General features: G+C 64.7%; 26 protein-coding genes. 19 read left to right on the top strand and 7 right to left on the bottom strand.

Translation table 11 applies throughout. The features are described 5' to 3' along the window. Positions 1-30: 30 nt before the first annotated feature. Together QCE69_RS22415 and QCE69_RS22420 are read right to left on the bottom strand one after the other, a co-directional pair. On the bottom strand, positions 31-1,554 hold the full coding sequence (locus QCE69_RS22415) for a bifunctional 3-(3-hydroxy-phenyl)propionate/3-hydroxycinnamic acid hydroxylase (RefSeq protein WP_309933066.1): 1,524 nt from the start codon (positions 1,552-1,554) through the stop codon (positions 31-33). A gap of 33 nt (positions 1,555-1,587) precedes the next feature. After that, positions 1,588-2,439 (bottom strand): fumarylacetoacetate hydrolase family protein, encoded by an 852-nt coding sequence (locus QCE69_RS22420; protein ID WP_309933068.1) that lies wholly within the window; start codon positions 2,437-2,439, stop codon positions 1,588-1,590. A 144-nt stretch (positions 2,440-2,583) separates the two neighbouring features. Here QCE69_RS22420 and QCE69_RS22425 point away from each other — a divergent pair, with 144 nt between their 5' ends. From QCE69_RS22425 to QCE69_RS22435, 3 genes are all read left to right on the top strand, one after another. Further along, the gene (locus tag QCE69_RS22425; RefSeq protein WP_309933069.1) at positions 2,584-3,150 is read left to right on the top strand and encodes a VOC family protein; all 567 of its coding nucleotides are present in this window, start codon (positions 2,584-2,586) and stop codon (positions 3,148-3,150) included. A gap of 76 nt (positions 3,151-3,226) precedes the next feature. Beyond that, positions 3,227-4,027, top strand: a complete 801-nt coding sequence (locus tag QCE69_RS22430; protein WP_309933070.1) for an IclR family transcriptional regulator — start codon at positions 3,227-3,229, stop codon at positions 4,025-4,027. 32 nt (positions 4,028-4,059) lie between these two features. Continuing rightward, positions 4,060-4,440 (top strand): DUF1090 domain-containing protein, encoded by a 381-nt coding sequence (locus QCE69_RS22435; protein WP_309923277.1) that lies wholly within the window; start codon positions 4,060-4,062, stop codon positions 4,438-4,440. 31 nt (positions 4,441-4,471) lie between these two features. On the opposite strand, the gene QCE69_RS22440 is transcribed toward QCE69_RS22435, so the two are convergent. Next, on the bottom strand, positions 4,472-5,293 hold the full coding sequence (locus QCE69_RS22440; RefSeq protein ID WP_309933072.1) for a GntR family transcriptional regulator: 822 nt from the start codon (positions 5,291-5,293) through the stop codon (positions 4,472-4,474). A gap of 235 nt (positions 5,294-5,528) precedes the next feature. Here QCE69_RS22440 and QCE69_RS22445 point away from each other — a divergent pair, with 235 nt between their 5' ends. Genes QCE69_RS22445 through QCE69_RS22485 form a run of 9 tightly spaced genes read left to right on the top strand, consistent with a single transcriptional unit; the run spans position 5,529 to position 12,083 of the window. Next, positions 5,529-6,473, top strand: a complete 945-nt coding sequence (locus QCE69_RS22445; protein ID WP_309933074.1) for a glutamate cyclase domain-containing protein — start codon at positions 5,529-5,531, stop codon at positions 6,471-6,473. Positions 6,474-6,483: 10 nt separating this feature from the next. Then, the gene (locus QCE69_RS22450; RefSeq protein WP_309933075.1) at positions 6,484-7,146 is read left to right on the top strand and encodes an aspartate/glutamate racemase family protein; all 663 of its coding nucleotides are present in this window, start codon (positions 6,484-6,486) and stop codon (positions 7,144-7,146) included. Between the two features lie 13 nt (positions 7,147-7,159). Beyond that, positions 7,160-7,897 carry a substrate-binding domain-containing protein gene (locus QCE69_RS22455; protein WP_309933076.1) on the top strand — a complete coding sequence of 246 codons (738 nt, stop codon included), beginning with the start codon at positions 7,160-7,162 and terminating at the stop codon, positions 7,895-7,897. Next, positions 7,894-8,586, top strand: a complete 693-nt coding sequence (locus QCE69_RS22460; protein WP_309933077.1) for an amino acid ABC transporter permease — start codon at positions 7,894-7,896, stop codon at positions 8,584-8,586. Before QCE69_RS22455 ends, QCE69_RS22460 begins: the two co-directional genes overlap by 4 nt. Continuing rightward, the gene (locus QCE69_RS22465; RefSeq protein ID WP_309923288.1) at positions 8,583-9,260 is read left to right on the top strand and encodes an amino acid ABC transporter permease; all 678 of its coding nucleotides are present in this window, start codon (positions 8,583-8,585) and stop codon (positions 9,258-9,260) included. Before QCE69_RS22460 ends, QCE69_RS22465 begins: the two co-directional genes overlap by 4 nt. Then, complete coding sequence (locus tag QCE69_RS22470; RefSeq protein ID WP_309923290.1) at positions 9,257-9,985, top strand: amino acid ABC transporter ATP-binding protein; 729 nt, start codon at positions 9,257-9,259, stop codon at positions 9,983-9,985. The genes QCE69_RS22465 and QCE69_RS22470 overlap by 4 nt, the downstream gene beginning before the upstream one ends. Before the next feature lie 33 nt (positions 9,986-10,018). Further along, positions 10,019-10,822 carry a transporter substrate-binding domain-containing protein gene (locus QCE69_RS22475; RefSeq protein ID WP_309933079.1) on the top strand — a complete coding sequence of 268 codons (804 nt, stop codon included), beginning with the start codon at positions 10,019-10,021 and terminating at the stop codon, positions 10,820-10,822. Positions 10,823-10,833: 11 nt separating this feature from the next. Further along, positions 10,834-11,271: a RidA family protein gene (locus QCE69_RS22480; protein WP_309933080.1), complete on the top strand. Its 438-nt coding sequence runs from the start codon at positions 10,834-10,836 to the stop codon at positions 11,269-11,271. After that, positions 11,271-12,083 carry a TIM barrel protein gene (locus tag QCE69_RS22485; RefSeq protein WP_309933082.1) on the top strand — a complete coding sequence of 271 codons (813 nt, stop codon included), beginning with the start codon at positions 11,271-11,273 and terminating at the stop codon, positions 12,081-12,083. Before QCE69_RS22480 ends, QCE69_RS22485 begins: the two co-directional genes overlap by 1 nt. A 146-nt stretch (positions 12,084-12,229) precedes the next feature. Here the strand turns inward: QCE69_RS22485 and QCE69_RS22490 are convergent, their stop codons facing one another. Continuing rightward, entirely contained in the window at positions 12,230-12,484 is a 255-nt protein-coding gene (locus QCE69_RS22490; protein ID WP_309933084.1) for a hypothetical protein, read from the bottom strand. On the opposite strand from QCE69_RS22490, the gene QCE69_RS22495 reads away from it, so the two are divergent. Further along, the gene (locus QCE69_RS22495; RefSeq protein WP_309933087.1) at positions 12,483-14,069 is read left to right on the top strand and encodes a hypothetical protein; all 1,587 of its coding nucleotides are present in this window, start codon (positions 12,483-12,485) and stop codon (positions 14,067-14,069) included. The genes QCE69_RS22490 and QCE69_RS22495 overlap by 2 nt on opposite strands. Positions 14,070-14,393: 324 nt before the next feature. Continuing rightward, positions 14,394-14,834: a cupin domain-containing protein gene (locus tag QCE69_RS22500; RefSeq protein WP_309818434.1), complete on the top strand. Its 441-nt coding sequence runs from the start codon at positions 14,394-14,396 to the stop codon at positions 14,832-14,834. Between the two features lie 82 nt (positions 14,835-14,916). Here QCE69_RS22500 and QCE69_RS22505 read toward each other — a convergent pair whose 3' ends face one another. Beyond that, positions 14,917-17,106: a TonB-dependent siderophore receptor gene (locus tag QCE69_RS22505; protein WP_309933089.1), complete on the bottom strand. Its 2,190-nt coding sequence runs from the start codon at positions 17,104-17,106 to the stop codon at positions 14,917-14,919. A gap of 276 nt (positions 17,107-17,382) precedes the next feature. Here QCE69_RS22505 and QCE69_RS22510 point away from each other — a divergent pair, with 276 nt between their 5' ends. Then, on the top strand, positions 17,383-17,946 hold the full coding sequence (locus QCE69_RS22510) for a carboxymuconolactone decarboxylase family protein (protein ID WP_309933091.1): 564 nt from the start codon (positions 17,383-17,385) through the stop codon (positions 17,944-17,946). Continuing rightward, complete coding sequence (locus tag QCE69_RS22515) at positions 17,943-18,818, top strand: helix-turn-helix transcriptional regulator (protein WP_309933093.1); 876 nt, start codon at positions 17,943-17,945, stop codon at positions 18,816-18,818. The genes QCE69_RS22510 and QCE69_RS22515 overlap by 4 nt, the downstream gene beginning before the upstream one ends. On the opposite strand, the gene QCE69_RS22520 is transcribed toward QCE69_RS22515, so the two are convergent. Further along, on the bottom strand, positions 18,802-19,461 hold the full coding sequence (locus tag QCE69_RS22520; RefSeq protein ID WP_309923309.1) for an aldolase: 660 nt from the start codon (positions 19,459-19,461) through the stop codon (positions 18,802-18,804). The two genes, QCE69_RS22515 and QCE69_RS22520, sit on opposite strands and share 17 nt — an antisense overlap. Continuing rightward, positions 19,458-20,762, bottom strand: coding sequence for a 3-oxo-tetronate kinase (gene otnK, locus QCE69_RS22525; RefSeq protein ID WP_309923311.1), 1,305 nt, complete (start codon positions 20,760-20,762; stop codon positions 19,458-19,460). Before otnK ends, QCE69_RS22520 begins: the two co-directional genes overlap by 4 nt. A gap of 199 nt (positions 20,763-20,961) precedes the next feature. Here otnK and QCE69_RS22530 point away from each other — a divergent pair, with 199 nt between their 5' ends. The 3 genes from QCE69_RS22530 to QCE69_RS22540 are packed head-to-tail and all read left to right on the top strand — an operon-like array spanning position 20,962 to position 24,606. Further along, entirely contained in the window at positions 20,962-22,341 is a 1,380-nt protein-coding gene (locus QCE69_RS22530; protein WP_309933094.1) for a homoserine dehydrogenase, read from the top strand. 46 nt (positions 22,342-22,387) lie between these two features. Further along, complete coding sequence (locus tag QCE69_RS22535) at positions 22,388-23,737, top strand: gluconate:H+ symporter (RefSeq protein WP_309923314.1); 1,350 nt, start codon at positions 22,388-22,390, stop codon at positions 23,735-23,737. A 59-nt stretch (positions 23,738-23,796) separates the two neighbouring features. Next, positions 23,797-24,606: a DeoR/GlpR family DNA-binding transcription regulator gene (locus tag QCE69_RS22540; RefSeq protein ID WP_309923317.1), complete on the top strand. Its 810-nt coding sequence runs from the start codon at positions 23,797-23,799 to the stop codon at positions 24,604-24,606. The last annotated feature ends 24 nt before the right edge of the window (positions 24,607-24,630 follow it).

The raw sequence follows: 24,630 nt of genomic DNA on the forward strand, positions 1-24,630 counted from the left end.
TGCACGACGTGCACAAAATGCGCGATGCGTTCAGGCGTGTTCCATGCGATACCGCGGCAAAGCGCGGGCGAGCAGACCGTCCACGGCCTGCAGGTCCGGTGCGACGCCGAACACGTAACGGTCGGGCCGCAGCAGCACGGCGACCGCGCCTGTCGCTGCGAGCCAATCGCGCACCGGAGCCGCGTTGCTCTCGACGAGCACGAGGTCCGCCTGCGCCGCCGGTTCGTGCAGATCCGGGCAGGCGGCGAGCACGCCCGGCAGCGCGACCAGCGCGAAGCGATAACCGACCGTGTCGTCGAGCAGCCGGCCGTCGTCGAGGCGAGGCTGCGGCGCGACGTGCCCTGCAGTGCCCGATGCGTCCTCCTGCCACGCGCCGGGTCCAAGCTGCGGTTGCGGCGTGACGAAACGGCGGATGGCGTCGGCCATGTCGCGGTCCCGGGCATTCGCCAGATCGGGATGCGTCATCTGGATCACGGCGCCGAGTTGCACGGCGGTTTCGATGAACTCGCGCACATGTGGCGAGCGTTCCGATTCATAAGTGTCTAGCAGGGATTCGGATGCTTCGCCGCGCAGCACGGCGCCGAGTTTCCACGCGAGATTCGATGCATCGCGAATGCCCGCGGCCATGCCCTGTCCCATGAAGGGCGGCGTCTGGTGCGCCGCGTCGCCTGCCAGAAGCAAGGCGCCGCGCCGCCAGCCGCGAGCGACGACGGAATGGAACGTGTAGAGCGCCGAGCGTTCGAGCCGCGCATCGGCAGGCGTGACCCAGCGCGCCAGTTTGTCCCACAGCCAGTCGGAGGAAGAGAGCTGCGCGGGGTCGTCGTCGGGCATCACCATGATTTCCCAGCGACGCCGGTTGCCAGGACCGCGCGTGTAGGTGCACGGGCGGGCCGGGTCGCAATACTGGATCGAGTAGTCGCCGAGATCGGGGCGGGGCGCGTCGAGCATCACGTCCACCACGACCCAGCGTTCGTGCGATTTCAGATCGGTCAGTTCGGTGCCCATGAAGCGCCGCGCAATGGAACGTGCGCCGTCGCAGCCCACTACATAACGCGCAGTGGCGCGGCCGAACCTGCCGCAACTCGTGTCCTCGAAGCGCAGCTGGATCCCTTCGGCGGTTTCGTCGAGCGCGAAGACCTCGTGACGCAAGCGCACGTCGGCGTTCGCCTGCCGCGCCAGACGGTCGCGCAGCGCGTTTTCGAGTTCGGGCTGATGAAACTTGTAGCTGGCGCACCAGCCGTGCGGTCCGATGCAGGTCGGACGCTGCCAGTCGATCAGCAACCGGCCCTGCGCGTTCACGAACTTCATGCCCGGACCGACGAACAGATTGGGCAGCAGCGCATCGGCGATGCCGAGGGTCTGGAAGACGCGCATGCATTCACCGTCGAAATGCAGCGCGCGAGGCAGCCCGAAGATGTCCTTGTCGCGCTCCAGCACGAGCACCCGCAAACCCTGGAGCGCGAGCAGGTTGCCCAGCGTGGCGCCGGTCGGTCCGAGGCCGATGATCGCGACGTCGTACTCGCACGTATGCGTGGGGATGATTTGATCTGCCATGTTCAACTCCGCCTGAAGAGACGCCGGGCGCATTTACGCTTCGTCCGCGACCGGATTGGACAGCACGCCGATGCGGTCCACTTCCACTTCCACGACATCGCCCGGTTTCATGAAAAGCGGCGGAGTCCGCTTCGCGCCGACGCCGCCCGGCGTGCCGGTCACGATCACATCGCCGGGAAAGAGCGGCGTGAAGGTCGAGAGATAGGCAATCTGTTTTGCGATGCCGTGAATCAGCATGTCGGTGGTCGCGCGCTGAACTTCCTGTCCGTTCAGGCGGGTGACGAGCGTCATCAAGGTGTCGGGGCCAAGCTCGTCGCTCGTGACCATCCACGGGCCGAAAGCGCCGGTGCGGTAGAAGTTCTTGCCCGGTCCCCATTGCGTGGTGTGGCGCTGCCAGTCGCGCACCGAACCGTCGTTGTAGCAGGCATAGCCCGCGATGTGATGCCACGCGTCCGCTGCGGCGATGCGCCGTCCACCGCGTCCGATGATCACTGCAATCTCGCCTTCGTAGTCGAACTGCTGCGACTCGGGCGGACGCAGCATCGGTTGTCCGTGTCCAACCTGTGAGGCCGGCAGGCGCATGAAGATCACCGGCTGTTCGGTGGTCTCGCGATTCGTTTCCCGCACGTGCTCGGCGTAGTTCAGGCCCACGCAGAAGATTTGCTGCGGATTGGGAATGACGGGCAGCAGGCTCACGTCAGAGAGCGTGTAGTCAGGCGCACCGTCCTGCGCGGCGCGCGCCGCCTCGCTCAGTGCGTCGGCGGCAAGCAGCGCCTTGAGGTCGGCGAAGCGTCCGCCGAGACGCGCGCCCAGATCGAAGACGCCCTTGTCCCGCACGATGCCGAACGAGGAACCCTGCAAGGTCGAGAAGCTGACGAGTTTCATTGATGCTCCAGTGATAAAGAGGTTGGCTAAGCTGCTGGGCTTGTCGAAAAAAACTTGTGCAATTATCGTATTTTGAGAATAAACTGGATTTACCAAGCGAGACAACGTATTTTTCTTAAGGGTTTATCACTACTGGAGACGAAGATGGATGGGATCAAGCAGAAGCGGCCGGGACTTTCACTGAGCCACATGGGCTTTTACGTGAATGATCTGGCACGTCTCGAAGACTTTTATGCGCGCGTGCTGGAGTTCACCGTGACCGATCGCGGCACGTTGCAGACACCGAACGGCGAAGTGCGGCTGGTGTTCCTGAGCCGCGACCCGGCGGTGCATCACCAGATCGTTCTCGCGAGCGGACGGCCTGCGCATCTCGCGTTCAATCCGATCAACCAGATTTCGCTGGAGGCGGACAGCCTCGCCACGCTCAGGCGGTTTCATCGCCGGTTCAAGGAGGAAGCGCTCGAAGACATTCATCCGGTGACGCACGGAAACGCGGTGTCGATCTACGCGCGCGATCCCGAGGGCAACCGCCTGGAGTTGTTCATCGACACGCCGTGGTATGTCGACCAGCCCATGCGCGTGCCGGTCGACTTCAGCCTGCCGGATGCCAAACTGATGGCGGAAGTCGAGCGTCACGCACAGACGCTGCCGGGCTTTCGTCCGCGCAGTGTCTGGCAGGCCGAGATGGCGAAGCGCATGGGACTGGTGTGAAGGCGCGGCGCGCAGGGGCAGGGACGAAGGCAGCGCTCGCTATAATCCATTCACGTCCACGGGATCCCTTGTCCAGATGTCGAGCATCACCAGACTCTTATCCATCCTCGAACTGTTTTCGGAAGCCAGGCCGTTTCTGTCGGCGGAAGACGTCGGGGCGGAACTCGATTGCTCGATTCCAACCGCGTACCGTTATGTCCGCGAGCTCGTCGATGCAGGCCTGCTCGTGCGGTTCGCGGGAGGCGACTATGGCCTGGGTCCGCGCATCATCAAGCTCGACTATCACTTGCGCATGTCGGATCCGCTGCTGGCGGCGGGTCAGCCGGTCATGCACGAGTTGAGCGAGCACACCGGTTTCGACATTGTGATGTCGCGCTGGTACGGGAACGAACTCGTGGACACGCATCGGGAAACGCACGATGCCTCGCTGGATCTCCGCTACGGCCGCGGGCGTCCGCGCCCGCTGTTCCTGGGCGCGGCGTCGAAGGCCATCCTGTCGACCTTTCCCAAGGCCAAGCTCGCGGCGCTGTTCGAGCACTACGCCGAAGACATCGCGCAAAGCGGCCTCGGCGATTCGCTCGACGCGTTTCGCGGCGCGCTGCTCAAGATTCGCCGGGCAGGCTTCTATTTGTCGAGGGACGAACTGGAGACCGGCGTGTCGGCAGTGGGCTCGCCGCTGTTCACGGACGATTCGGGCGAGGCGGTCGCCGCGCTTGCGGTGATCGTGCCCACGCAGCGTCTGGAGTTCGTGAACCTGGAGCGCATCGTCGAATCGGTCAAGGAGGCGGCCGCGCGGATTTCACAGCGCACGCGCGGCGTGATCGAGAGCCGGCAGGGCGCAGTGGAACAGCAGACTCGTAACCGCGTTTCGACGTAGTATCAGTCGAACCCGTTGACTGGAGCCCTTTCGTGAACACGACCATCAAGGCCATTGCATTCGGCATCGCCCTCCTTCCTGTGGTGTGCCACGCGCAGGCAGGCGGCTGCGACGCCAAGCGCCGTTCACTGGAGCAGGAGATTGCCTATGCCCAGGCGCATGGCAACAAGCAGCGCGTCGATGGACTGGAAACTGCGCTCGCGCAAATGAACGCGAATTGCACCGATGCCTTGCTCAAAGACCAGGCACAACGCAAGGTGACGCAGGCTCAGCAGAAGCTGGCCGAACGCGAGCGCGATTTGCGCGAGGCGAAAGCGGACGGCAAGAGCGCGAAGAAAATCGCCGAGCGTCAGAGAAAGGTCGATGACGCCCACGCGGATCTCGAACGCGCGCAGGCGGAAGCGGCGCAGTAACGTCCGCTGCCGGCGCCTGACGAGGCGATCGCTAATCGGGCGTCTTCATATCCAGCTCGAAGTGCGGCGCGTTGCGGCTTTCAAGCAGATGCAGGAAGCGATCCTGCGTCGCTCGCGCATGCGCAGGGAGATACTGCACCAGGGCCGCGCGATCCTTGCGTTTCACGATATCGATGATCTGCTCGTGTTCGCGCAGGTTCAGATCGAACTGTGCGTTCTGTTCGTCGGGCGTCGCTTCGGCTTCCATCTTGTAGAGATGCACCAGCAGCCGCCTGACATGACGGTGCGTCGATTGCGCGAACTCATAGAAGAAGCCGTTGCGCACGGCCTGATTCATCCGCATGTGAAAGCGCTCGTTCAGCGCGGTGATGTTGAGGAACGCGCGCGCTTCCACCTGCTTCACATACTGCGCCTGGATGGCTGACAGGTCGTCGGCCAGTCCCGGTTCGAACCGCATCAGTTGCGCGAGGATGTTCTCCGCCAGTTGATGCGCGACCAGAATCTCGCCGATCTCCTCGAAGTCCAGCTTGCGCACAAAGGTCCCGCCGCGATTCGGCAGGATATTCACGAAGCCTTCCGCCACCAGCCGGTTGACCGCCTCCCGCGCGGGCGTGCGGCCGAGCATGAAGTCGTTGAGCAGCATCGGTTCGTCGATACGGCTGCCCGGCGGAATCGACAAGTCGATGATGCGGGACCGGATGGCGTTCACCGCGGCATCGGTCTGGCTCATCGACGCTTCTCCCGCCGCGCCGTCGACGGCGTCTTCCGGCAAAGCCTGCACCTTCTCTTCACCCTTCTTTCGCATGGTGGTCTTACGCGCGCTCTTCGCCGTTGCGGCACGTGTTCTGGGCATGAACCTGCTCTCCTGCGACAAATCGTCGGAATTTACATATACGGCAAGTATATAGAAATTCCGTATCGACCCGGAATCCGCGTCATGAAAGCCTTCGAGCGAGCCAGAAGTACGTTATTTTGAAAAGTATACGCCACGTATATTAGCGTGCTATGTTTGCTCCAACGGTGCTTCGGAGCGGCCTTCGAGGTGCGCTTGAACGCCGCTTCCACGACTCGAAGGACAGGGACATCGCATGACAGAAACCATTGAAGGCATCGAAACGCTCGTCGGACAAAAGGTCCGGCGCGACATCAGCCGTCTCGTGGCATTCGCCAGGGGCAACCTCGCCCGCGCGGCCGAGTCCATCGCAACGCATGCCTCGCCGCATGTCGGCATCGTGTGCGGATTCTTCGTGCGCCATGCCGAGCCGCCCTCGCCGGAAACCGACGGACTCAACGGCATGGCGCAACTGGCCGCGGGTCTCGTGGAAGCGGGCATTCGCGTGACGGTCATCACCGACGCGCCCTGCGCCAAAGCCGCATGGGCCGTGACGAAAGTGCTGCCGGGCAAGGTGGGCCTGGAAGTCGTGGCGGTCGACGATTCGGCCGTGCGTGATCTCCGCGCGCGGCTCGAAGCGGCGGAGCATCCGCTCACGCATCTGGTCGCCATCGAACGCTGCGCGCTCGGCTCGGACGGACGCGCGCATCGCGAGCACGGATGGGACATCTCCGACGACACCGCCGCGCTCGACTATCTCTTCACCGATGAAGGCTGGACCGCGCCGTGGAAGACCATCGGCATCGGCGACGGCGGCAACGAGATCGGCATGGGCGTGTTGCCGAAGGAGATCGTCGAGCAGGACATTCCGAACGGGCCGCTGATCGCCGCGCGCACCCCGGCGGACTATCTGATCGTGTCGGGTGTCGCCAACTGGGGCGCCTATGGACTGCTGGGCGCGATCGCGGGCTTGCGGCCCGAACTCGCTACGCGCCTGCTGACGCACTTCAACGGCGCCTTCGAACATCAGGTGCTGGAGGCCGCGGTGCAGATCGGACAGGCCATCGACGACAGCCGTGTGGACCGTCTCGGGCAGTTGCAGATGACGATCGACCGCCTGCCGCTGGAGGATCACGTGGCGATCATCGACGGCATCAGCGCGCTGGTCGCGCGCGGCGCGGCGTCGGGCGTCCCGGTCTGAGGCAACGCTCATGCGACCCGACCCGTCCATTGTCCTGCTGCATGCCACGCCGGTGGCGATCGAACCGGTCGTGCGGGCGTTCGCTTCGATGTGGCCGGAAGCGCGCCTGTCGAACCTGCTCGACGACGGCCTGACCACCGCCCGCGCGCAGTCCGAGGAGTTGACGCCGGCGCTCGCGCAGCGCTTCGTCGATCTGGTGCGCTACGCCCATGCTACCGGCGCCGATGCAATCCTCGCGACGTGTTCGGCGTTCGGGCCGGCCATCGAGGCTGCGGACCGCGCGTTGCCGGTGCCGGTCTGCAAGCCGAACGACGCAATGTTCCAGGATGCGCTCGCATGCGGACGCCGGTTCGCGATGCTCGCCACGTTCGCGCCCGCGTTGCCGACGATGCAGGCCGAGTTCGCGGAGGAGGCCGCGCGGCTCGGCGTGGAGGCGACGCTGGACGCCTTCGTCGTCGCTGATGCAATGACGCGTCTGCGTGCCGGCGATGCGGACGCGCACAACGAACTCGTGGCGCTTGAGGCCGCGAAGCTCGAAGGCTACGACGCCGTGTTGCTCGCGCATTTCTCGACGTCGCGCGCGCTGGAGCGGGTCAGCGCGGCGGTTCGCGTGCCGGTGTTTGCTGCGCCGGAAAGCGCGGTGCGGCGACTCAGAAGCCGTCTCGGACTGTAGGGGAGATATCGACATGACGAACCCGACTCGTTCTCGAACGCCGCTCGTGCTGATGAGCACGCTGGCCGTGCAGGGTGCGCTGGCTGAAGAAGTGCTGCCGGCGTTCGAAGCGCAATTCGGCTCGAACGTGGAGCCTGTCTTCGACCCGACGAATGTCCTCATCCAGCGCATCGCGCAGGGCGAACGCGCGGACGTGATGATCGCGGTGAGCGCGTGCATCGACGACCTGATTGCGCAAGGGGTGTTGAGCCCGCATGGCGCGCGGCAGATCGTGCGCACGGGCATCGGCGTGGCGGTGGCGCACGACGCGCCGCTGCCGCCGCTTGCCACGGCCGGCGATCTTCGTCATGCGCTGCTCGACGCGCGTTCCGTGGCGTACTCGCGCACCGGCGCAAGCGGCGTGTACTTCGCGGACTTGCTGGAACGCATGGGCATCGCGGAACGCATCAATGCAAAGGCGACCGTGATCCCGAAAGGCTTGACGGGCGAATGCATCGTGCGCGGCGAAGCGGACCTGGCCATCCAGCAGCTGAGTGAACTGGCGATCGTGAAGGGCATCCGGATAGCCGGCCCGTTGCCCGACGAGGTCCAGTCCCATACCCGCTTCTCCATCGCAGCGTTCGCGAACGCGACGCGGCGTCCGGAAGCCGAAGCCCTGTTGAACTGGCTGGATGCGCCGCTTGCCCGCAGCGCCTATGTCCGCCACGGCCTCGAATGTCTCGACCGATCTTCATCGGAGCGTTCATCATGAACTATCACTTCGACTTCAGTTTCCTGCACGAGTACTGGCGCGATCTGCTCTACGGCGTCTGGCTCACGATCCGCATGACGCTGATCGCCACCTTGCCCGGCTTCGTGCTCGGCATCGTGATGGCTGTCGGGCGTCTGCACGGAAGCGCGGCCGTTTCACGCGCGATCCGCGCCTATGTGGAAGTCATCCGCAATACACCGCTCGTGCTGCAGGTGTTCTGGATCTTCTTCGGACTGGCCGCGATCCGTCTGCATGTTCCGGCGTTCGGCGCGGCCATCGTCGCGCTCGTCGTCAACGTCAGCGCCTATACCGCCGAGATCATGCGCGCAGGACTGGAAGCCGTGCCGCACGGGCAGATCGAAGCGGCCTCTTGTCTGGCGATGTCGCGCCGCCAGGTGCTGTGGCACGTCGAGATTCCGCAGGCCATCGAGAAGATGTATCCCGCGCTGGTGAGCCAGTTCATTCTCATGTTGCTGGCCACGTCGATCATGTCGCAGATATCGGCGGAAGAACTGACGGGCGTCGCCGATCTCATCCAGTCCATCACCTTTCGAGGCTTCGAGGCGTATGTCGTCATCGCCGTCGCCTATCTCGCGCTGGCGAGCGCACTGCGCTGGCTGCTGCTCGCGGCAGGCGGTGCGCTGTTCCCGCGCCTGCGCATGACCGGCGCGCGGGGAGCACGCTCATGAGCTTCTTCAATCTCACCGATGCGCAACTGGCCTTCATGCTGAAGGGCGCGCTCTCCACGCTGGAACTGTCGGTCGCGGGCGCGCTGGGCGGCGCGTTGATCGGTCTGCCGGTGGCGCTGATGCTGGTGTCGTCGCGCGGCGTGGCGCTGGCGCTGAGCCGCGCTTACGTGCACATGCTGCAGGGCATTCCCTTGCCGGTGGCGATGTTCGTCGCGTACTTCGGCATCGGGCTCTTCGGCTTCGATGTGCTGCCGGTGATCGCGGCCTCGATCGCGCTCGCCATCAACGCCGGTGCCTATCTCGCGGAGATCTGGAAAGGCGCGATTCTCGCCGTGCCCGCGACGCAATGGGAGGCGGGCGAATCGCTGGCGCTCTCGTACCTGCAGCGCATGCGCTATGTGATCCTGCCGCAGGCATTGCGCATCTCGGTGCCGCCGACGGTCGGCTTCATCGTATCGCTCATCAAGAACACGTCGTATGCAGTGGTGATCGGCATGGGTGAGCTGACTTATTCGTCGCGCATGGTCAACAACACCACGTTCGAACCGTTCCTCATCTTCACGCTCGCGGCCGGCGTGTATTTCCTGCTCTGTTATCCGGTCGCGCGCATCAGCGTGCATCTGGAGCGTGCCGGCCGCTTCGGCGCGCGCTCCACGGGAGACTCCACACAATGAACACCATGGTCAGTTTCCGCGGCGTGCGCAAGGCGTACGGCTCGACGGAAGTGTTGAAGGGCATCGATCTAGACGTGCAGCGCGGCGAGGTGATCGCGCTGATCGGCCGCTCCGGTTCAGGCAAGAGCACGGCGCTGCGCTGTGTGAACGGTCTCGAGCGCATCAGCGGCGGCTCGCTCGAAGTCTGCGGACACCGGCTCGACGCTGCCGAGGTGGATCTGCGCGCGTTGCGGCTCGATGTCGGCATCGTGTTCCAGAGCTACAACCTGTTTCCGCATCTGACCGTGCAGCAGAACATCACGCTCGCACCGCTCAAGGTCAGGCGGACCGGACGCGCGGAAGCGAACGAACTGGCGGCGCACGTGCTGGACCAGGTAGGACTCGGCGCGCGCGGGGCGGCGTATCCGCATGAACTGTCGGGCGGTCAGCAGCAGCGCGTGGCCATTGCACGGTCGCTTGCCATGCAGCCCGCGGTGATGCTTTTCGACGAAGTGACCTCGGCCCTCGATCCGGAACTGACCGGCGAAGTGCTGCGCGTGATGGAGCGGCTGGCGCACGACGGCATGACGATGCTGATCGTCACGCACGAAATGGCCTTCGCGCGCTCGGTGGCGCGCAAGGTGGTCTTCATGAACGACGGCGTGATCTGGGAGCAGGGCGGCGCGGAGATGCTTGCTTCGCCCCGTTCGACCGAGCTTCAGTGTTTCGTCGGCAACGGCTTGTAGTTCCTGTTTATCTCTCTTCCAGAGGCACATGAAATGACCTTCAAAAGCAACCTCAAAGGCCTGTTGACGCTTGCGCTGGCCTTATGTGTGACGACCGGCGTGGTTCGGGCGGACACGCTCTCGGACATCAAGTCGCGCGGCACGATCAACGTGGGCATCGACTTCACGCATCCGCCCTACGGCATGATCGACAAGAACGCCGTGCAGACCGGCACCGACCTCGATATCGCGCGCCTGATCGCCAAGGACCTGGGCGTAAAGCTCAATGTCGTGCCCGTCAACGGACCCAACCGCATTCCGTTCCTGCTGACGGGCAAGGCGGATATCGTGATCGCTTCGTTCTCCGTGACCGACGAGCGCAAAAAGGTCATCGGCTTCAGCCGCGCCTACGCAACCGAGCCGATCTTCGTGGTTGCGCCCGGCAAGAACACGCTCAAGGATGTGACGAGCCTGTCCGGCAAGACGGTGGCGACCGCGCGCGGCACGACCGCCGACCTCGATCTCGTCGCGGCCATCAAGGACAAGAACGTCAAGGATGTGAACATCGTGCGCTATCTCGACGAAGCGACGGAACGCACGGCGGTTTCATCGGGCCAGCAGAGCATTTTTGTGGCCGCGCTGGCGGATGCGCTCGCCGTCAAGCAGGCCAGCCCGGACGCCAACTTCGAGTATCAGTTCCAGGTGGCGGAAGATCCGCTGGCAATCGGCCTGAAGAAGGATGACGCCGCCATGCAGGGATGGCTCGATTCCTGGGTCGCGAGCAATCTGCAGAACGGCAAGCTCAACGCGATCTGGAAGCAGTACTTCGGCATCGATCTTTCACGCTCTGTCTATTGAGGGCCGACGCCATGACAGCTTCGAATGCACAGGCGCCGAGCACGCTGCTCACGCCGGTGAGGGTAGTAGGAACGCTCGCGTTCGTCAGCGGGCAATTGCCGCGCGAACAGGGCGAATTGAAGTACCGCGGCAGGGTGGGCGATGCCGTGAACCTGGAAGACGCCGAGTCCGCTGCGGCGCTTTCGGCGCGCGCGTGTCTTGCCGCGCTCGAACGCGCGTTGGGTTCGCGTGAACGCATCGCGGCCATCGTCAAGCTGACGGGCTTCGTCGCCTGCACGAGCGAGTTCACGGCGCAGGGCAAGGTGATCGATGCCGCGTCGCGCGTGTTCATCGACGAACTCGGCAGCACCATCGGCGCGCACGCGCGCAGTGCGATCGGCGTGCAGCAATTGCCGCATGGCGCGCCGGTGGAGATCGAGCTGATCGTCGCATTGCGCGAGGCGGCGTGATGACGGTCGCGAGCGAAGCCGAGCCCTTGCGATTCTGCGCGAACCTCAAGTGGCTGTTCACTGAACTGCCTTTCATCGAGCGCTTCGAGGCGGCGGCGAAGGCGGGCTTCGCCGCGGTGGAGTACGCATCGCCGTATGAATTCGATGCGGCCACGCTCCGCGCGAAGCTTTCCGCGACCGGCCTCGAACAGGTGCTCATCAATACGCCGGCGGCCATGCCGGGCCAGCCAGGCGCCAATGGCTTCGCGTGCATGCCTGGCGAACGCGAGCGCTTTCGCGAGGGCGTGCAGCGGGCGCTGCGTTATGCGGCGGAACTGCGCTGTCCGCTCGTTCATGTGATGGCGGGTCTCGTTCCCGCAGACGTGTCACGCGACCAGGCCGGCGCTACGTTTCGTGAAAACCTGCGCTGGGCGTCCGATGCCGCGCAAGACAGCGGCGTCACGCTATTGCTCGAATGCCTCAATCAGACCGATGCGCGGGGTTACTTCCTGCGTGACCTCGATCATGCGAGCCAGATGATCGAAGAGAGCGGGGCATCGAATGTGCGCCTGCTGTTCGATGCCTATCACTGCCGCATGATGGGACAGGATGTGGTGGAGCAGTTCGCGCTCCACGCGCGACATATCGCTCATGTTCAGTTCGCCGATGTGCCGGGTCGCCATGAACCCGGTTCCGGCGACATGCCATGGAAGGAACTGACAGCGTGCATTCGCGGTCATGACTATGATGGCTGGATCGGTTGTGAATATCGGCCGCGGGTATCGACACTCGAAGGTTTGGGATGGCGGACTGCGTTTCCTCGGCGTGCGTAGTGGCGGGGTACATGAACGTACGTGCCTTGCATTGCTTTTCTGTCTGCCGTAAAAGTTCGATATCCACGCCGAGGCTGCGCGGGACACAGTCCATCGTTTCAATCGAGCCCGTAAATTTCACAATATGCGCGCTAGTCTGCGCATAGTCAGACCGCACCCGTTCCGCCGCTCTGCATCTTCAAAGCTTCACGCAACGCCAGCACAACAGCGGATCGCAATTCTTCGTATGAAACCCGGTGCGCAAACGTTTCAGCGCGTGCCCGATTGTTGCTTCCGGTCTCGCCGCGCCACACACACGTGGGCAGCCTCAGAACTGATGAATACGTCATCCAGGGAGTTTCGATGGAGAGACCCTCCGCCAGCTCGCCGCGTTCGCCTGAACTTGCGCCGAACGCTTCCATGCCCGTTTCGTCCGGCAAGGCCGGCACGTTCATAAACGATTTACTGTGTGGAAGCAGGCCGCTGTCCGGCCGTGCTTTCTGGGGCATCTGTATCGCGATCGGGCTGCTTGCGCTTGCCTTGCGTCTGATTACGCTGGGCAGCCGCTCATTGCAAATGGACGAGGCCTACAGCGTATGGTTCGCTGCGCGGCCATGGTACGAGCTATGGCACGTCGTCCCGCTGTATGAGATTCATCCGCCGATGTACTACTCGCTGCTCAAGATATGGATCGGCTGGTTCGGCGACTCCGAATTCTCGGTGCGTGTGCCATCGGTCATCATCAGCACGGCCACCGTACTGGTCGTCGCCTTGAGCGGCAGGCTGTTGCGCGCGGGTCCGGTGATCGAGCGCGCGGGGCTCATCGCGGGGCTGCTCATCGCGGCCAACAAGGGCAGCATCCTCTATGGCGAACTGGCGCGTCCCTACGCGTTCGAAGCCTTCGCGGCAACCGTTGCCATCCTCTGTTCCGTGATCGTGCTGAGGGAACTCACCGACAGCCGCGCACCGGAAGAAGGCAATGCTGCACCTCAACGAGGACGATTGCTGCCCGCGCTGGTGGTGCTTGCGCTTGCCGCATGCGGGACCTTGTGGTCGCACAACACGGCGGTGCTCGTTGCCTTTGCAGTCGGGCTTGGCATGCTGGTCGCGACGCTCGGCTGGGCGCGCGGCAACCGCCTCATGGCGGCCTTGATCATCGGGGCGCCATTCTTGGTGGCGCTGGCGCTGTGGTCGCCTTACGTCCACTTCCTGATTGCCGCAACGAAGTATGTGCAGTCGTCGTTCTGGGTCAAGCTCGAATGGGTCGACTTCCTCAAGGCATGGTCGCTGGCGGCCGGCGCGCGGCTCACGCTGCTGCCCGTGTTGCTGCTCTGTGCCGGGGCATGGCTGATCCTGTGGCGCACCTGCCGCGCCGTGGCGGTGCATGTGGCGATCGTCCTGCTGCTGCCCTTCGTGTTCATCGTCGCTTATAGCGTGCTCGTACGGCCCATCTTCATGGACCGCCTGTTCGAGTGGATGGCCGCGCCCATCATGTTCCTGACGGCGCTCGGCATCGTGTGGGCGTTGCCGCGCAACCGCATTCGCCTCGGCGTGCTCATCCTGTTGTTGCTGCTGTCCGGCGTGCAGGCGGTGCAGCTGTATCGCGGCGTACAGGAAGACTTCCGCGCAAGCGTGGCGGATGTCGCGAATCATCGCCGCAGCGGCGACCTGCTGATTGTCAGTCCGAATGAAGTCGACGTGGCCGTGCAGTATTACGCGAAAAATTATCGCGACTTCCCAGACGTGCTCGTCATGCCTTCGGCGTTTCCCGCGATCGGACTGAAGCGGCCGTACATGAGCAATGTCGCCGCGCCCGGGATCATTCCTGAGGATCGCGAGATTGTCAGGGCCGCGCTCGCGACGCACGGGCGCGTCTGGCTGATCCAGCGCAATCCCGGCGGCTTCGATCCCGACTCCGTGGTGCGCAACGAAATACTGTCGCTGCGCAAGCCGGTGCAGGTTCACGACGAGCATTCGCCTGAGCTGCAGCCTGAGCTGTTCCAATGACTTGACGGAAGAATTCGAGTTATGTGCGCTGGCGCACATAACTCGTGCGACATCCTCGCTATCTGCCGACAGAGGTTAGCAAAACGCGTGTGCGGGAATGAGGATTGCAAATGTTCGCACGGCGTGAATCGCATCTGCGCGATGAACGTTTTCATTTCATGGGTGTCTTGTAAGACAGCCCATCAGGACGAGCCAGTATCGCTGATGTCACTGCAACGCGAGGCAGCCTGAAGTCTTTGCAGGTTCGCCCTGTCACCGAATCGCACGCGCGCGCTTCTTTCAGCGCTGCTGATGATCGGTCATCAGCCACGGTAAAGGAAAGTCATGAACACTCCTGTTTTCGAGGCCGTCCGGCTGGACGATGTCCTGCTGAAGCCCGATCCGATCGATCCCGCGTGGATCATCGAAGGACATCCGGTGGCACGCAGCGGCCAGTGGTCGCGCAGCCGCGACACGACCACGTCGTCGTGGGTCTGGGATTGCACGGCCGGCCGCTTCAGATGGTATTTCGATGCCGACGAAACCATCTATGTAATCGAAGGCGAAGTGATCGTCACGTCGGAGGGGCAGGCGCCGCGTTCACTGCGGGCCGGAGACGCGGCGCTGTTTTATGCAGGCACCTGTTCCGAATGGTATGTGCCGAAGTACGTGCGCAAGCACGCGATCCTGCGTCCGCATATCTCGAAGCCGGTGTTGCTGGCGCTCAAGATGAGCCGCAGGCTCAGGCGCAGGCCGAGCGGTTATCTGCCTCGTTCATCGCTCTGAACGAAGCGGCCTTGCAAGCGAACAGGCCGGACCTTGTACAGGTCCGGCCTGATTCATCACTCGAAACGCCTCAACGCAAGCGTCAGAAGTTGAACTCGGCGGACAACAGCACCGTGCGCGGCGCGGCATTCGTGATGTACGTGCCTTGCTGGATCCAGTAGCGGCTGCCGAACAGGTTCTCGATGTTGGCGCGGAAGATCACGTCCTTGCTCGCAATGCGCGTGCTGTAGCGAAGGCCCGCGTCATAGCGCGTCCACGACGGCAGGCGCAGCGTGTTGGTCGCGTTGTAGTACTGCGCACCCGTGTGGATGATGCGGCCATTCACACTCAGGCCCGGCACCCACGGCAGATCATAGTCGGCGCCCAGGTTGAGGGCGAACTTCGGCACGCCGGCCGGATCGTTGCCGTCGTTCGCGCCGCCAGCGGTGCCTTCGAGCTTCGGATCGTAGAAGGTCGCGCTCGCCATCATGCGCAGGTTGCGGAACACTTCGCCGTACGCCGCGAGTTCGAGACCGCGCACCTTGGTGCGGCCGTCGTAACCGTAGACCAGCGTCGTCGGGTTCAGCACGCCATTCGGCTGCGAGATCTGGAAGACCGACACCGAGGTCATCACGCGTCCCCAGTCCGCCTTCACGCCCGCTTCGTACTGGTTCGACTTGTACGGCGCGAAGACCTGTCCCACGTTCACCGCACCGGCGGGCGCGCTGCCGCCGTTGGTCAGCCCCGACGTGAAGTTGCCGTACACCGAGATGTTGTTGAGCGGCTTGAACACGATACCCGCGAGCGGCGTGATCGCTTGCTGATCGATCGTGCCGGTGCGCGAGCCCGACGACACATCGTAGTTGTCGAGGCCGATGGTCTGACGGCGGAAGCCGCCCGTGATCAGCAGACGGTCATTGAACAACGACATCGTGTCGATGACCTGCTGGCTGTTCAGACGCAACTGCGCGCTGCGTTGCGCGTCGCCGCGCGGCGTGGTCATCGGCGGGAGCGGCGTCGGGTTGTACAGGCTCGACGGCACCGCCTGGGCGGCTGTTCCGAGCGCGTAGAAGTAGCCATCTTCCTTGTTCAGGCTCGTGATGCCGGTGACCAGCGTGTGCTTCACGCCGAAGGTATCGAAGTGGAAGCGCAGGCCCGCATCGATCGTCTTCGTGCGGTTATAGGCGTCGTAGTAGCCGTTGCGAACCGAGAAGTTGCCCGCGTTGGTCATGCCGCTCGCCGCCGGGAAGTTCTGCGCCGACGTGCCGTAGTGTTCGCCCGCCGCGCCATAGACGGTCACGTGCGGGTTGATGTCGTATTCGAGGCGCGTCATGACGGCCGAATCGCGCAGCTTGAGCTTCGAGCCGGGATAGAGGTTCGCATAGCCCGACGGCACCGCCGGCACCGCGGTAGCCGTGCCCAGGCCGATCTGCGAGCGGAGTTCGTCCGTGTTTTCGGAGACGTTGTAGGCATCGAACGACCAGCGCAGGTTCTTGCCGCGATAGTCGAGGCCCACGGCGCTGTCGCCCTGCAGCTGATTGCCGTGCGCGATGCTCGTCTGCCCATCCTTGATCTGGCCGTTCACGCGAATGCCGAACTGGCCTTCATCGCCGAAGCGCCGGCCCACATCGGCTGCGACACCGAACTGTCCTTTCGATTGATACAGCGCGGTGAGACGCGTGAGCGGGGTGTCGTCGGCACGCTTGGTGACGATGTTGATCGCGCCGCCGACGCTGCCCGACGGTCCCATGCCGTACATCAGCGAACCCGGACCCTGCAGCACTTCGACGCGGTCCAGCAGGTTCACCGGCACGCGCGCCGCCGAGACCATGCCGTAGAGGCCGTTCAAGGCGACATCGGTGGCCTGCACCGCGAAGCCGCGAATCTCGAACACGTCGCCGAAGCCGCCGCTGCTTTGCTCGGTACGCACCGACGCGTTGTTCACGACGACATCGCCGATCGTGCGTGCCTGCGTGTCCTGGATGAATTGCTCGGTGTAGTTGGTCGTGTTGAACGGCTGGTCCATCACGTTCGACGTGCCCAACACGCCGATGCCGCCGCCTCGCGCCACCTGGCCGCCGGCGTAGGGCGCGGGCAGATCGCTGGTGGTCGTGCCCTTCACCACGACGGCGGGCAAGGAGGCCGGCTGAACTGACGAAGCGGCATCCGCGCTTTGCGCGTGAGCGATGCCCGCTGTTGCCGAGGTGGCGATGAAACCGAAGAAAAGATGCTGGACGGCGCGGGAAACGGCGGTGCGTCGGCAATTCGACGCCTGGGTTTGGCGATGAGACATGACGTGCTGGATCTTCTGGCTGGAGGGGTGAAGGCGACGCAACGTGGAACGTTCCGAATGAGAATCGTTCGCAAGTGTAAGTTAAGCGTTCACTGGAGGAAACGGTTTGTTACGAAATTTCTGCAGAGCAAGGATTTAAGTCGGAGGAAAACGTTTGCGCGCGGAACATCTGTTGCGCCGTAATTACACGCGATGTAATTGGCACGCCGCGCCCGCCTCACTACTGTGTGGTCATCGCGCGGCCATTCCGGCTGCGCTGGCCAACAGGAGAGATTCATGTCCAGCCACATCATTCACACGACAACATCCGCACCGGTGCGATCGCGGCCCGTGCTCGAGCAACTGCAACAACGCTTCGGCCTGATTCCGAACATCGCGGGAGCGATGGCGGCATCGCCGGTATTGATCAACGGCTTTCTCGGGCTGTTCGAGCGCGTGCATGCGAGCAGCCTGACCGAGCCGCAGATCCAGACGCTTCTGCTGACCAACGCCGTGGTGAACGCCAGCGAATGGCCGGTCGCGTTTCACACGGCGCTCGCGCTGAAGGAAGGCGTGCCGCCCGCCGATGTCGACGCCATCCGCCACGGCGCCTTGCCCGGCGACGCCACGCTGGCGGCCCTGTCAGGGCTGGCGCGCGCGCTGATCGAAAGGCGTGGCCGGATCACGGCGCACGACCAGGAACGCTTTCTCGCAGCGGGCTTCAGCGACGAGCAGATACTGGAGGTCATTGCGGTAGTGGCGGCATCGACGATCACGAACTACGCGGCCAGCGTCACGCAGCCGCCGCTCGAACCGCAGTTCGAAGCCTTCGCATGGCGTCAAAAACAGGAGATCCGATGAACGACACGCGGTCCGACCGCCCGGCGCCGGTCTCCGGTCTCGGCGACCTGCTGCGCTACTGGCGCGACGTGCGCGGCGTGAGTCAGCTCGATCTTTCGCTGGACGCAGGCATTTCGCAGCGGCAGATCAGCTTCATCGAAAGCGGACGCAGCGTGCCGGGCCGCGACACGCTGCTGACGCTCGCCCAGACCCTCGACGTGCCGCTGCGCGAGCGCAATGCGCTGCTGCTCGCAGCGGGCTATGCGCCGATGTATTCGGAAGCGCCCTGGAGCGCGCAGGAGATGCACGGCGTGATCCGCGCGCTCGAACGCGTGGTGCGCCAGCACGAACCGTTTCCGGCCATCGTGATGGACCGGCACTGGAACGTGCTGATGACCAATGACGCCGCGCCGCGCTTCTTCGGCTGTTTCATCGACATGGCCGCGCGCAAGGGGCCACGCAACATGCTGCATCTGATGTTCGATCCGCACGGCATGCGGCCGCACCTGATGCAGTGGGAAGACCTCGCGCGCAGTCTGCTGCAGCGTGTGCAGCGCGAGTCAGTGGGCCGCGTGCTGGACGCGGGCACCATGCGGCTGCTGGATGAACTGCTGGGCTATCCCGGCGTGCCGCAGGACTGGCGGACGCATCACGAGCCATCCGCGACGCCGGGCGCGCCGGCCATGCCGGTCATTCCGATGGTGTTTTCACGCGGTGCGCGCGTGCTGCGCTACTTCTCGCTCGTCACGACGGTGGGCACGCCGCAGAGCGTGGCGGCGCAGGAGTTGCGCCTCGAATGCATGTTCCCCGCCGACGAGGAAACCGAGGCGCATCACCGGCAACTGCTGGCCGATGATGCGCATCATCGCGGGAAAACTACCAGCGCACGTTGAACGTGCTGCACAGCTCGTCGATAGCGGATTGTTCGAGCGGTTCAGGACGCGGCGTGGTCATGAGCCACAGGCGCGCGGTTTCTTCCAGTTCTTCCAGCGCCCAGGACGCGTGCGAGACGCTGCGTTCCCATACCACCGGACCGAGGCGCTCCAGCAGCACGGCGCGCACCGAAGCCGCACGCGCCGCGATTTCAGCCGCCACCTGCGGATCGCCCGGACGCCGATAGCGCACCAGCGGCACATGTCCGACCTTCATCACGTAGTACGGCGTGATGGGCGGCAACACGTCTTCATCGCTCCACACGCCCGCGAGCGTCAGCGCGACGAGCGAAGTGGAATGGGTATGCACGACGCCGCGCGTGTCCGCGTTGTTCGCGTAGATGCGCCGATGCAGTTCCAGCGTCTTCGAAGGCCGGCCGCCGGAGACGTGCTGGCCTTGCGCATCGACCTTGGCGATCTCGGCGGGGTCCATGCGGCCGAGGCAGGCGTCGGTCGGCGTGATGAGCCAGCCGTCCTCGCAGCGCGCGCTGATGTTGCCCGCGCTGCCCACCGTGTAGCCGCGCGCATAGAGACTCGCGCCGACCGTGCAGATTTCCTCGCGCAGCGCCGCGTCGCTGCCGGTGTTGATCATCGCGCTGCTCATGAACGTTTTCCCTCGGCATAACGCAGCGCCTTCGCGAAGAAATCGCGTGCGCCGAAATTGCCCGACTTGAGCGCGAGCACCAGCGGCGTCTCGCCCAGTGCGACCGTCACGGGCACGCCCGGATCGATCGGCGGTCCGATCTGCAGCATGTTGACGTCGAGCGCCTGCACCACCGCGCCCGAAGTCTCGCCGCCCGCCACCACGAACTTGCGCACGCCGCGCGCTTTCGCTTCACGCGCGATGGCCGCGAGCGCGTCTTCCACGAGCTTGCCTGCCGCCGCGACGCCGAGTTCGCGCTGCACTTCGCCCACTTCCTCGGGCGCGGCCGTCGCGTAGATCAGGACCGGCTGTCCGGCGTGGCTGTCGATGAAAGCGAGTGCCGCTTCGACCACCGCCTCGCCGCGCGCGAGTGAACGCGGATCGACGCGGAAAGCGGGACGCGCGGCTTGCCATTCGGCCACCTGCGCATTGGTCGCCTTCGACGCGCTGCCGGCCAGCACGAGCGCCGGGCCGCTGACGGACGGCAGGTCGGCGGCCTGTTCGTTCGGTTCGATCAGCCCCGCGCGGCGGAAGTTCTCCGGCAGCCCGATGGCGACGCCCGAGCCGCCCGTCACGAGCGGCAGGTCGGCGCAGGCTTCGCCGAGGGTACGCAGGTCGGCGTCGGTGAGCGCGTCGGCGATGGCGAGGCGCACGCCGTCCGCACGCAGCCGCGCGATGGCTTCACGCACGGCCGTGGCGCCGGCCGCAACAGTGGCGCTGCCGATCAAGCCCACTTTTGATTGCGACTGCCGCTGCAACACGCGCACGAGGTTGGGATCGCGCATCGGCGTGAGCGGATGGTTTTCCATGCCCGACTCGTTCAGCAGCGCATCGCCGACGAACAGATGCCCGCGATACACCGTGCGCCCGTTCTCCGGAAAAGCCGGGCAGGCGATGGCGAAGTCGTCTTCGCTGCCTTGGGCCGCGAGTGCGCCGAGCAGCGCTTCGGCGACCGGGCCGATATTGCCCGCGTCGGTGGAATCGAAGGTCGAGCAGTACTTGAAGAAGAACTGGCGGCAGCCTTGGGCGCGCAGCCAGTCGAGCGCGGCGAGCGATTGCGCGACGGCGTCCTGCGCGTCGATGGTGCGCGATTTCAGCGCGACCACCAGCGCGTCCACGTCTTCGGCCACGGCGGATGCGGGCACGCCGATGGTCTGGATCGTGCGCATGCCGCCGCGCACGAGGGTGCTGGCGAGGTCAGTGGCGCCGGTGAAGTCGTCTGCGATGCATCCCAGTACGGGACGGCGTGTGCGTGTGTGCATGGTGTTCCCTCCGTGCATCGATTGTACGGCGCGATGATCGATTCGTGTTAAACGGTGTTAAAAAAATTGACGTGAGTGGTAAAGAGCGTTAACGTCTGCGGTATTCGACGTAGACGTTGTCCGCGTTCCTTTTTTTCCTTTATTTCCCCGTCGTCGGCGGAAAAATCTGCCGGCCACGCCTTTTTGCGCGGATCCCAAGATGAATTTCGAGCTTCTCTTCGCCTCGCCGTCGCCGGCCCAGACAGTCCAGCCGGTGCGCTACGCGCTGACCGGCGCCAAGGGCGGTTTTGCCCGCACGCTGCTGGCGCAGACGCGGCTGATCGAGCGGCTGGTGCCCGCCGCGCTGTGCGATCTCGACGTTCCCGGCCTGCGCGCGATGTGTATCGAACTGGGCTTCGCCGAAGCGTCGCTCGTCGAATGCACGGACGCAGCGAGCGTTGCCGCGCTCGCGCCCGGCCAGATCGCGCTGGTTGCGGATGTCGCGCTGCTGGCGTCGTCGGAATGGGACATCCTCGTCGAGGCGACCGGCAATCCGTCGGTGGGCTATCGCGTGGCGGTGGCGGCGCTCGAAGCGAAGCGCCACGTCGCGATGGTCAGCAAGGAGGTCGATTCGGTCGCGGGCGTCGCGCTCGCGCGGCTGGCGGAGCGCCAGGGCGTCGTGTACACGACGGCGGACGGCGACCAGCCGTCGAACCTGATCGGCTGGGTGACGTGGGCGCGCGTGCTGGGCCTCGACGTGGTCGCGGCGGGCAAGTCGAGCGAATACGATCTCGTGTTCGATGCCGACACCGGCAACGTCACGCAACTCGACCAGACCTTCCCCGCGCCGGAACTCGCTGGCCTGATGACGCTCGGCGACGACATCGCCGCGACGCTCGCCGCGCGCCGCGAGGCATTGCGCGGCCGCAAGACCTCGGCGACGGCGGACTATTGCGAAATGAGCGTGGTCGCGACCAACACGAATCTCGTGTCGGATGTCGAACTGCTGCATTACCCGGTTGCGCGCACCACCGAACTTGCGGACATCTATGCGCTGCGTGAAGACGGCGGCGTGCTGTCGCGCAGCGGCGTCATCGAAGTGTTCAACATGCTGCGCCGTCCCGACGAAGCGAGCTTCGCGGGCGGCGTGTTCGTCGTCGTACGCACCTTCGACGCGCCGACCTGGGAACTGCTCGCGCAGAAGGGCCACGTGGTGAGCCGCAACGGCCGCTACGCGTGCATGTATCTGCCGTATCACTTCATGGGCGTCGAAACGCCCATCTCGCTGCTCGATGCCGTGCTGCACGGCCGGCCCTCGGGCGCCGCGAAGCCGGCGCAGTGCGTCGTGCTGGCGGGCCGCGCGAACGTCGATATCGCCGCGGGCTCGGTGCTGCACATGGGCGGCCATCATCACGACGTGACCGGCGTGCAAGCCGTGCTGCTCGATCGCAGCCGCGCGCCCGGCGACGTGTCGCCGCTCTATCTCGCGGCCCACACGACACTGGCCCGCGATGTGAAGGCAGGCGAACTCATCACCATCGCCGACCTGCGCAACCCGGACGAAGCGCTGCTGCGCGCGTGGGAAGAGGGCTGCGAATAGGCGTAGCGGGCTACAACACACACTGAAACAGAAGGAAGGGGAGACCATGCGGGGAGAATTTGGAACGATCACGATGGCGGTGATCGCGATCATCGTGCTGATCGTATTGATTGCGCGGTTCAAGCTGAGTCCGTTCATCGCGCTGACGCTGACGGCGCTCGGACTCGGCCTTGCTGCAGGCGTGACGCCGGAACATGCCATCGACAGTTTCACGAAGGGCTTCGGCGGCGCGCTCGCGCGTACCGGTCCGGTGGTCGGACTGGGCGCGGTGCTCGGCGGCATCATGATCGGCACGGGCGGTGCGGACCGCATCGCCAATGCGTTCGTCGGCAAGCGGCCGCTGTGGCTCGCGCCGTGGACGGTCTGCGCGGCGGCGCTGCTGATCGGCATGCCGCATCTGTTCGACGTGAGCTTCATCATGCTCGCGCCGCTGGTCTATACCATCGCGCGCCGCACCGGCAGCCATCTGCTGTATATCGGCTTGCCGCTCGCTGCCGGCCTGTACGTGTCGCACGGTCTGCTGCCGCCGCATCCGGCGCCGACGCTCGCCGTCAACGCGTATCACGCGAACACCGGCCTCACGCTGCTGTACGGCCTGATGATCGCGATTCCGGCGGCCATCATCACCGGTCCGCTCTTCACGACGCTCGCGCGCCGCTTCTTTGGTCCGGCGCCGGATCTCGCGAAAGGTCCGGGCGGCACGCGCACCGACACGGAAAGCACCGGCGAAGTCTCGCTTGCCCTGTCCGTGCTGTGCCTGCTGATTCCGCCGGCCTTGATGCTGATCGGCACGCTCGGCATGGACTACAGCGTGAAGGGCACCGGGCAGTACGTGTTCTTCCAGTCGCTCAACGACCCGATTCTGTCGCTGCTCGCCGCGGTGATCTTCGCGTTCTTCGCGCTGGGCATCAAGGGACGCTTCCCGCTGGCGGACATGCAGAAGATGATCAGCAAGGGCATCGCACCGCTGTCGGCGATCCTGCTGATTCTCGGCGCGGGCGGCGGCTTCAAGCAGATGCTGACGTCGATCCATCTGGACACGATCATCGTTTCTCATACAGCGACGTGGGCCGTGAGCCCGCTCGTGCTGGCGTGGCTGATCGCGGCGCTGCTGCGCGTGTGCGTCGGCTCGGCGACGGTTGCGACCGTTGCGGCGTCGGGCATCGTCGCGCCGCTGCTGATGTCGCATCCGGGCGTCTCGCCGGAACTGATGGTGCTGGCGACGGCGTCCGGCGCGGTGATGTTGTCGCACGTGAACGACTCCGGCTTCTGGCTCTTCAAGGAGTATTTCCAGCTGACGGTGGCGCAGACGCTGCGCACCTGGACGCTGATGCTGTGCGTGCAGTCGCTGGTGGGACTGGGCGGCGTGCTGCTCATCAATATGTTCATCGGCTAAGATAGGCGACCCGCCGCGCGCGCAGTGCGTCACGCGGGACGCCCAACCCAGAACCCTTCATGTCGAGCCAAGCCAAACCCGATCCCGCCGAAGTCCCGCTGATTCCCGATCAGCGGCGCGAGGCCATGCTGCGTCAGCTACGCCGGGACAAGGTGCTCTCCGTGCATCAGTTGATGGAATCGTTCAACTGTTCGCACATGACGGTGCGGCGCGACATCGCCGCGCTGGAGGAAGCCGGCTTCGTCTATACGGTGCCGGGCGGCGTGCGCATTGCGAGTCACCTGAACACCGAGCCGAGCCATCAGTCGAAGGCGGTCGTCGAGCAGCCGCAGAAGCAGGCCATCGCGCGCCGCGCCTGTGAAGGTCTGCGCCCCGGCATGTCCATCTATCTCGATGCCGGCACCACCATGCTGTCGTTCGTGCCGCATATCGCCGAACTCTCGAACATGACGGTCGTCACCAACGACTTCGAGATCGTGCGCGAACTCGCGAGCGCGCAGCATGTGAACGTCATCCACATCGGCGGCCAGCTCGATCACAAGAACCTGTCGAGCGTCGGCACGCTGGCGGCGGCCACGTTGCGTCAGGTCGTGCTCGACGTGGCCTTCATCTCGGCAAGTTCATGGGATCTGCGCCGCGGCGTGACCACGCCCTCGGCGCCGAAAGTGGAAGTGAAACTCGCGGCCATGGACGCCGCATCGCGCACCGTGCTGACGGTCGCGAGTTCCAAGTACGGCACGGTCGGGCTGTACAAGGTCGCGAGCCTGGAGCGCTTCGACCAGGTGATCACCGACGACGGCCTCGCCCCCGCCGCGGCGACCGGCATCCGGCAATCGGGCATCGATCTCGCGCTGGCTTCGGTGGCGTGACACGCTGCGTTCGTCGGATTCTCT

Source organism: Caballeronia sp. LZ032, from assembly GCF_031451315.1.
Lineage (GTDB): Bacteria > Pseudomonadota > Gammaproteobacteria > Burkholderiales > Burkholderiaceae > Caballeronia.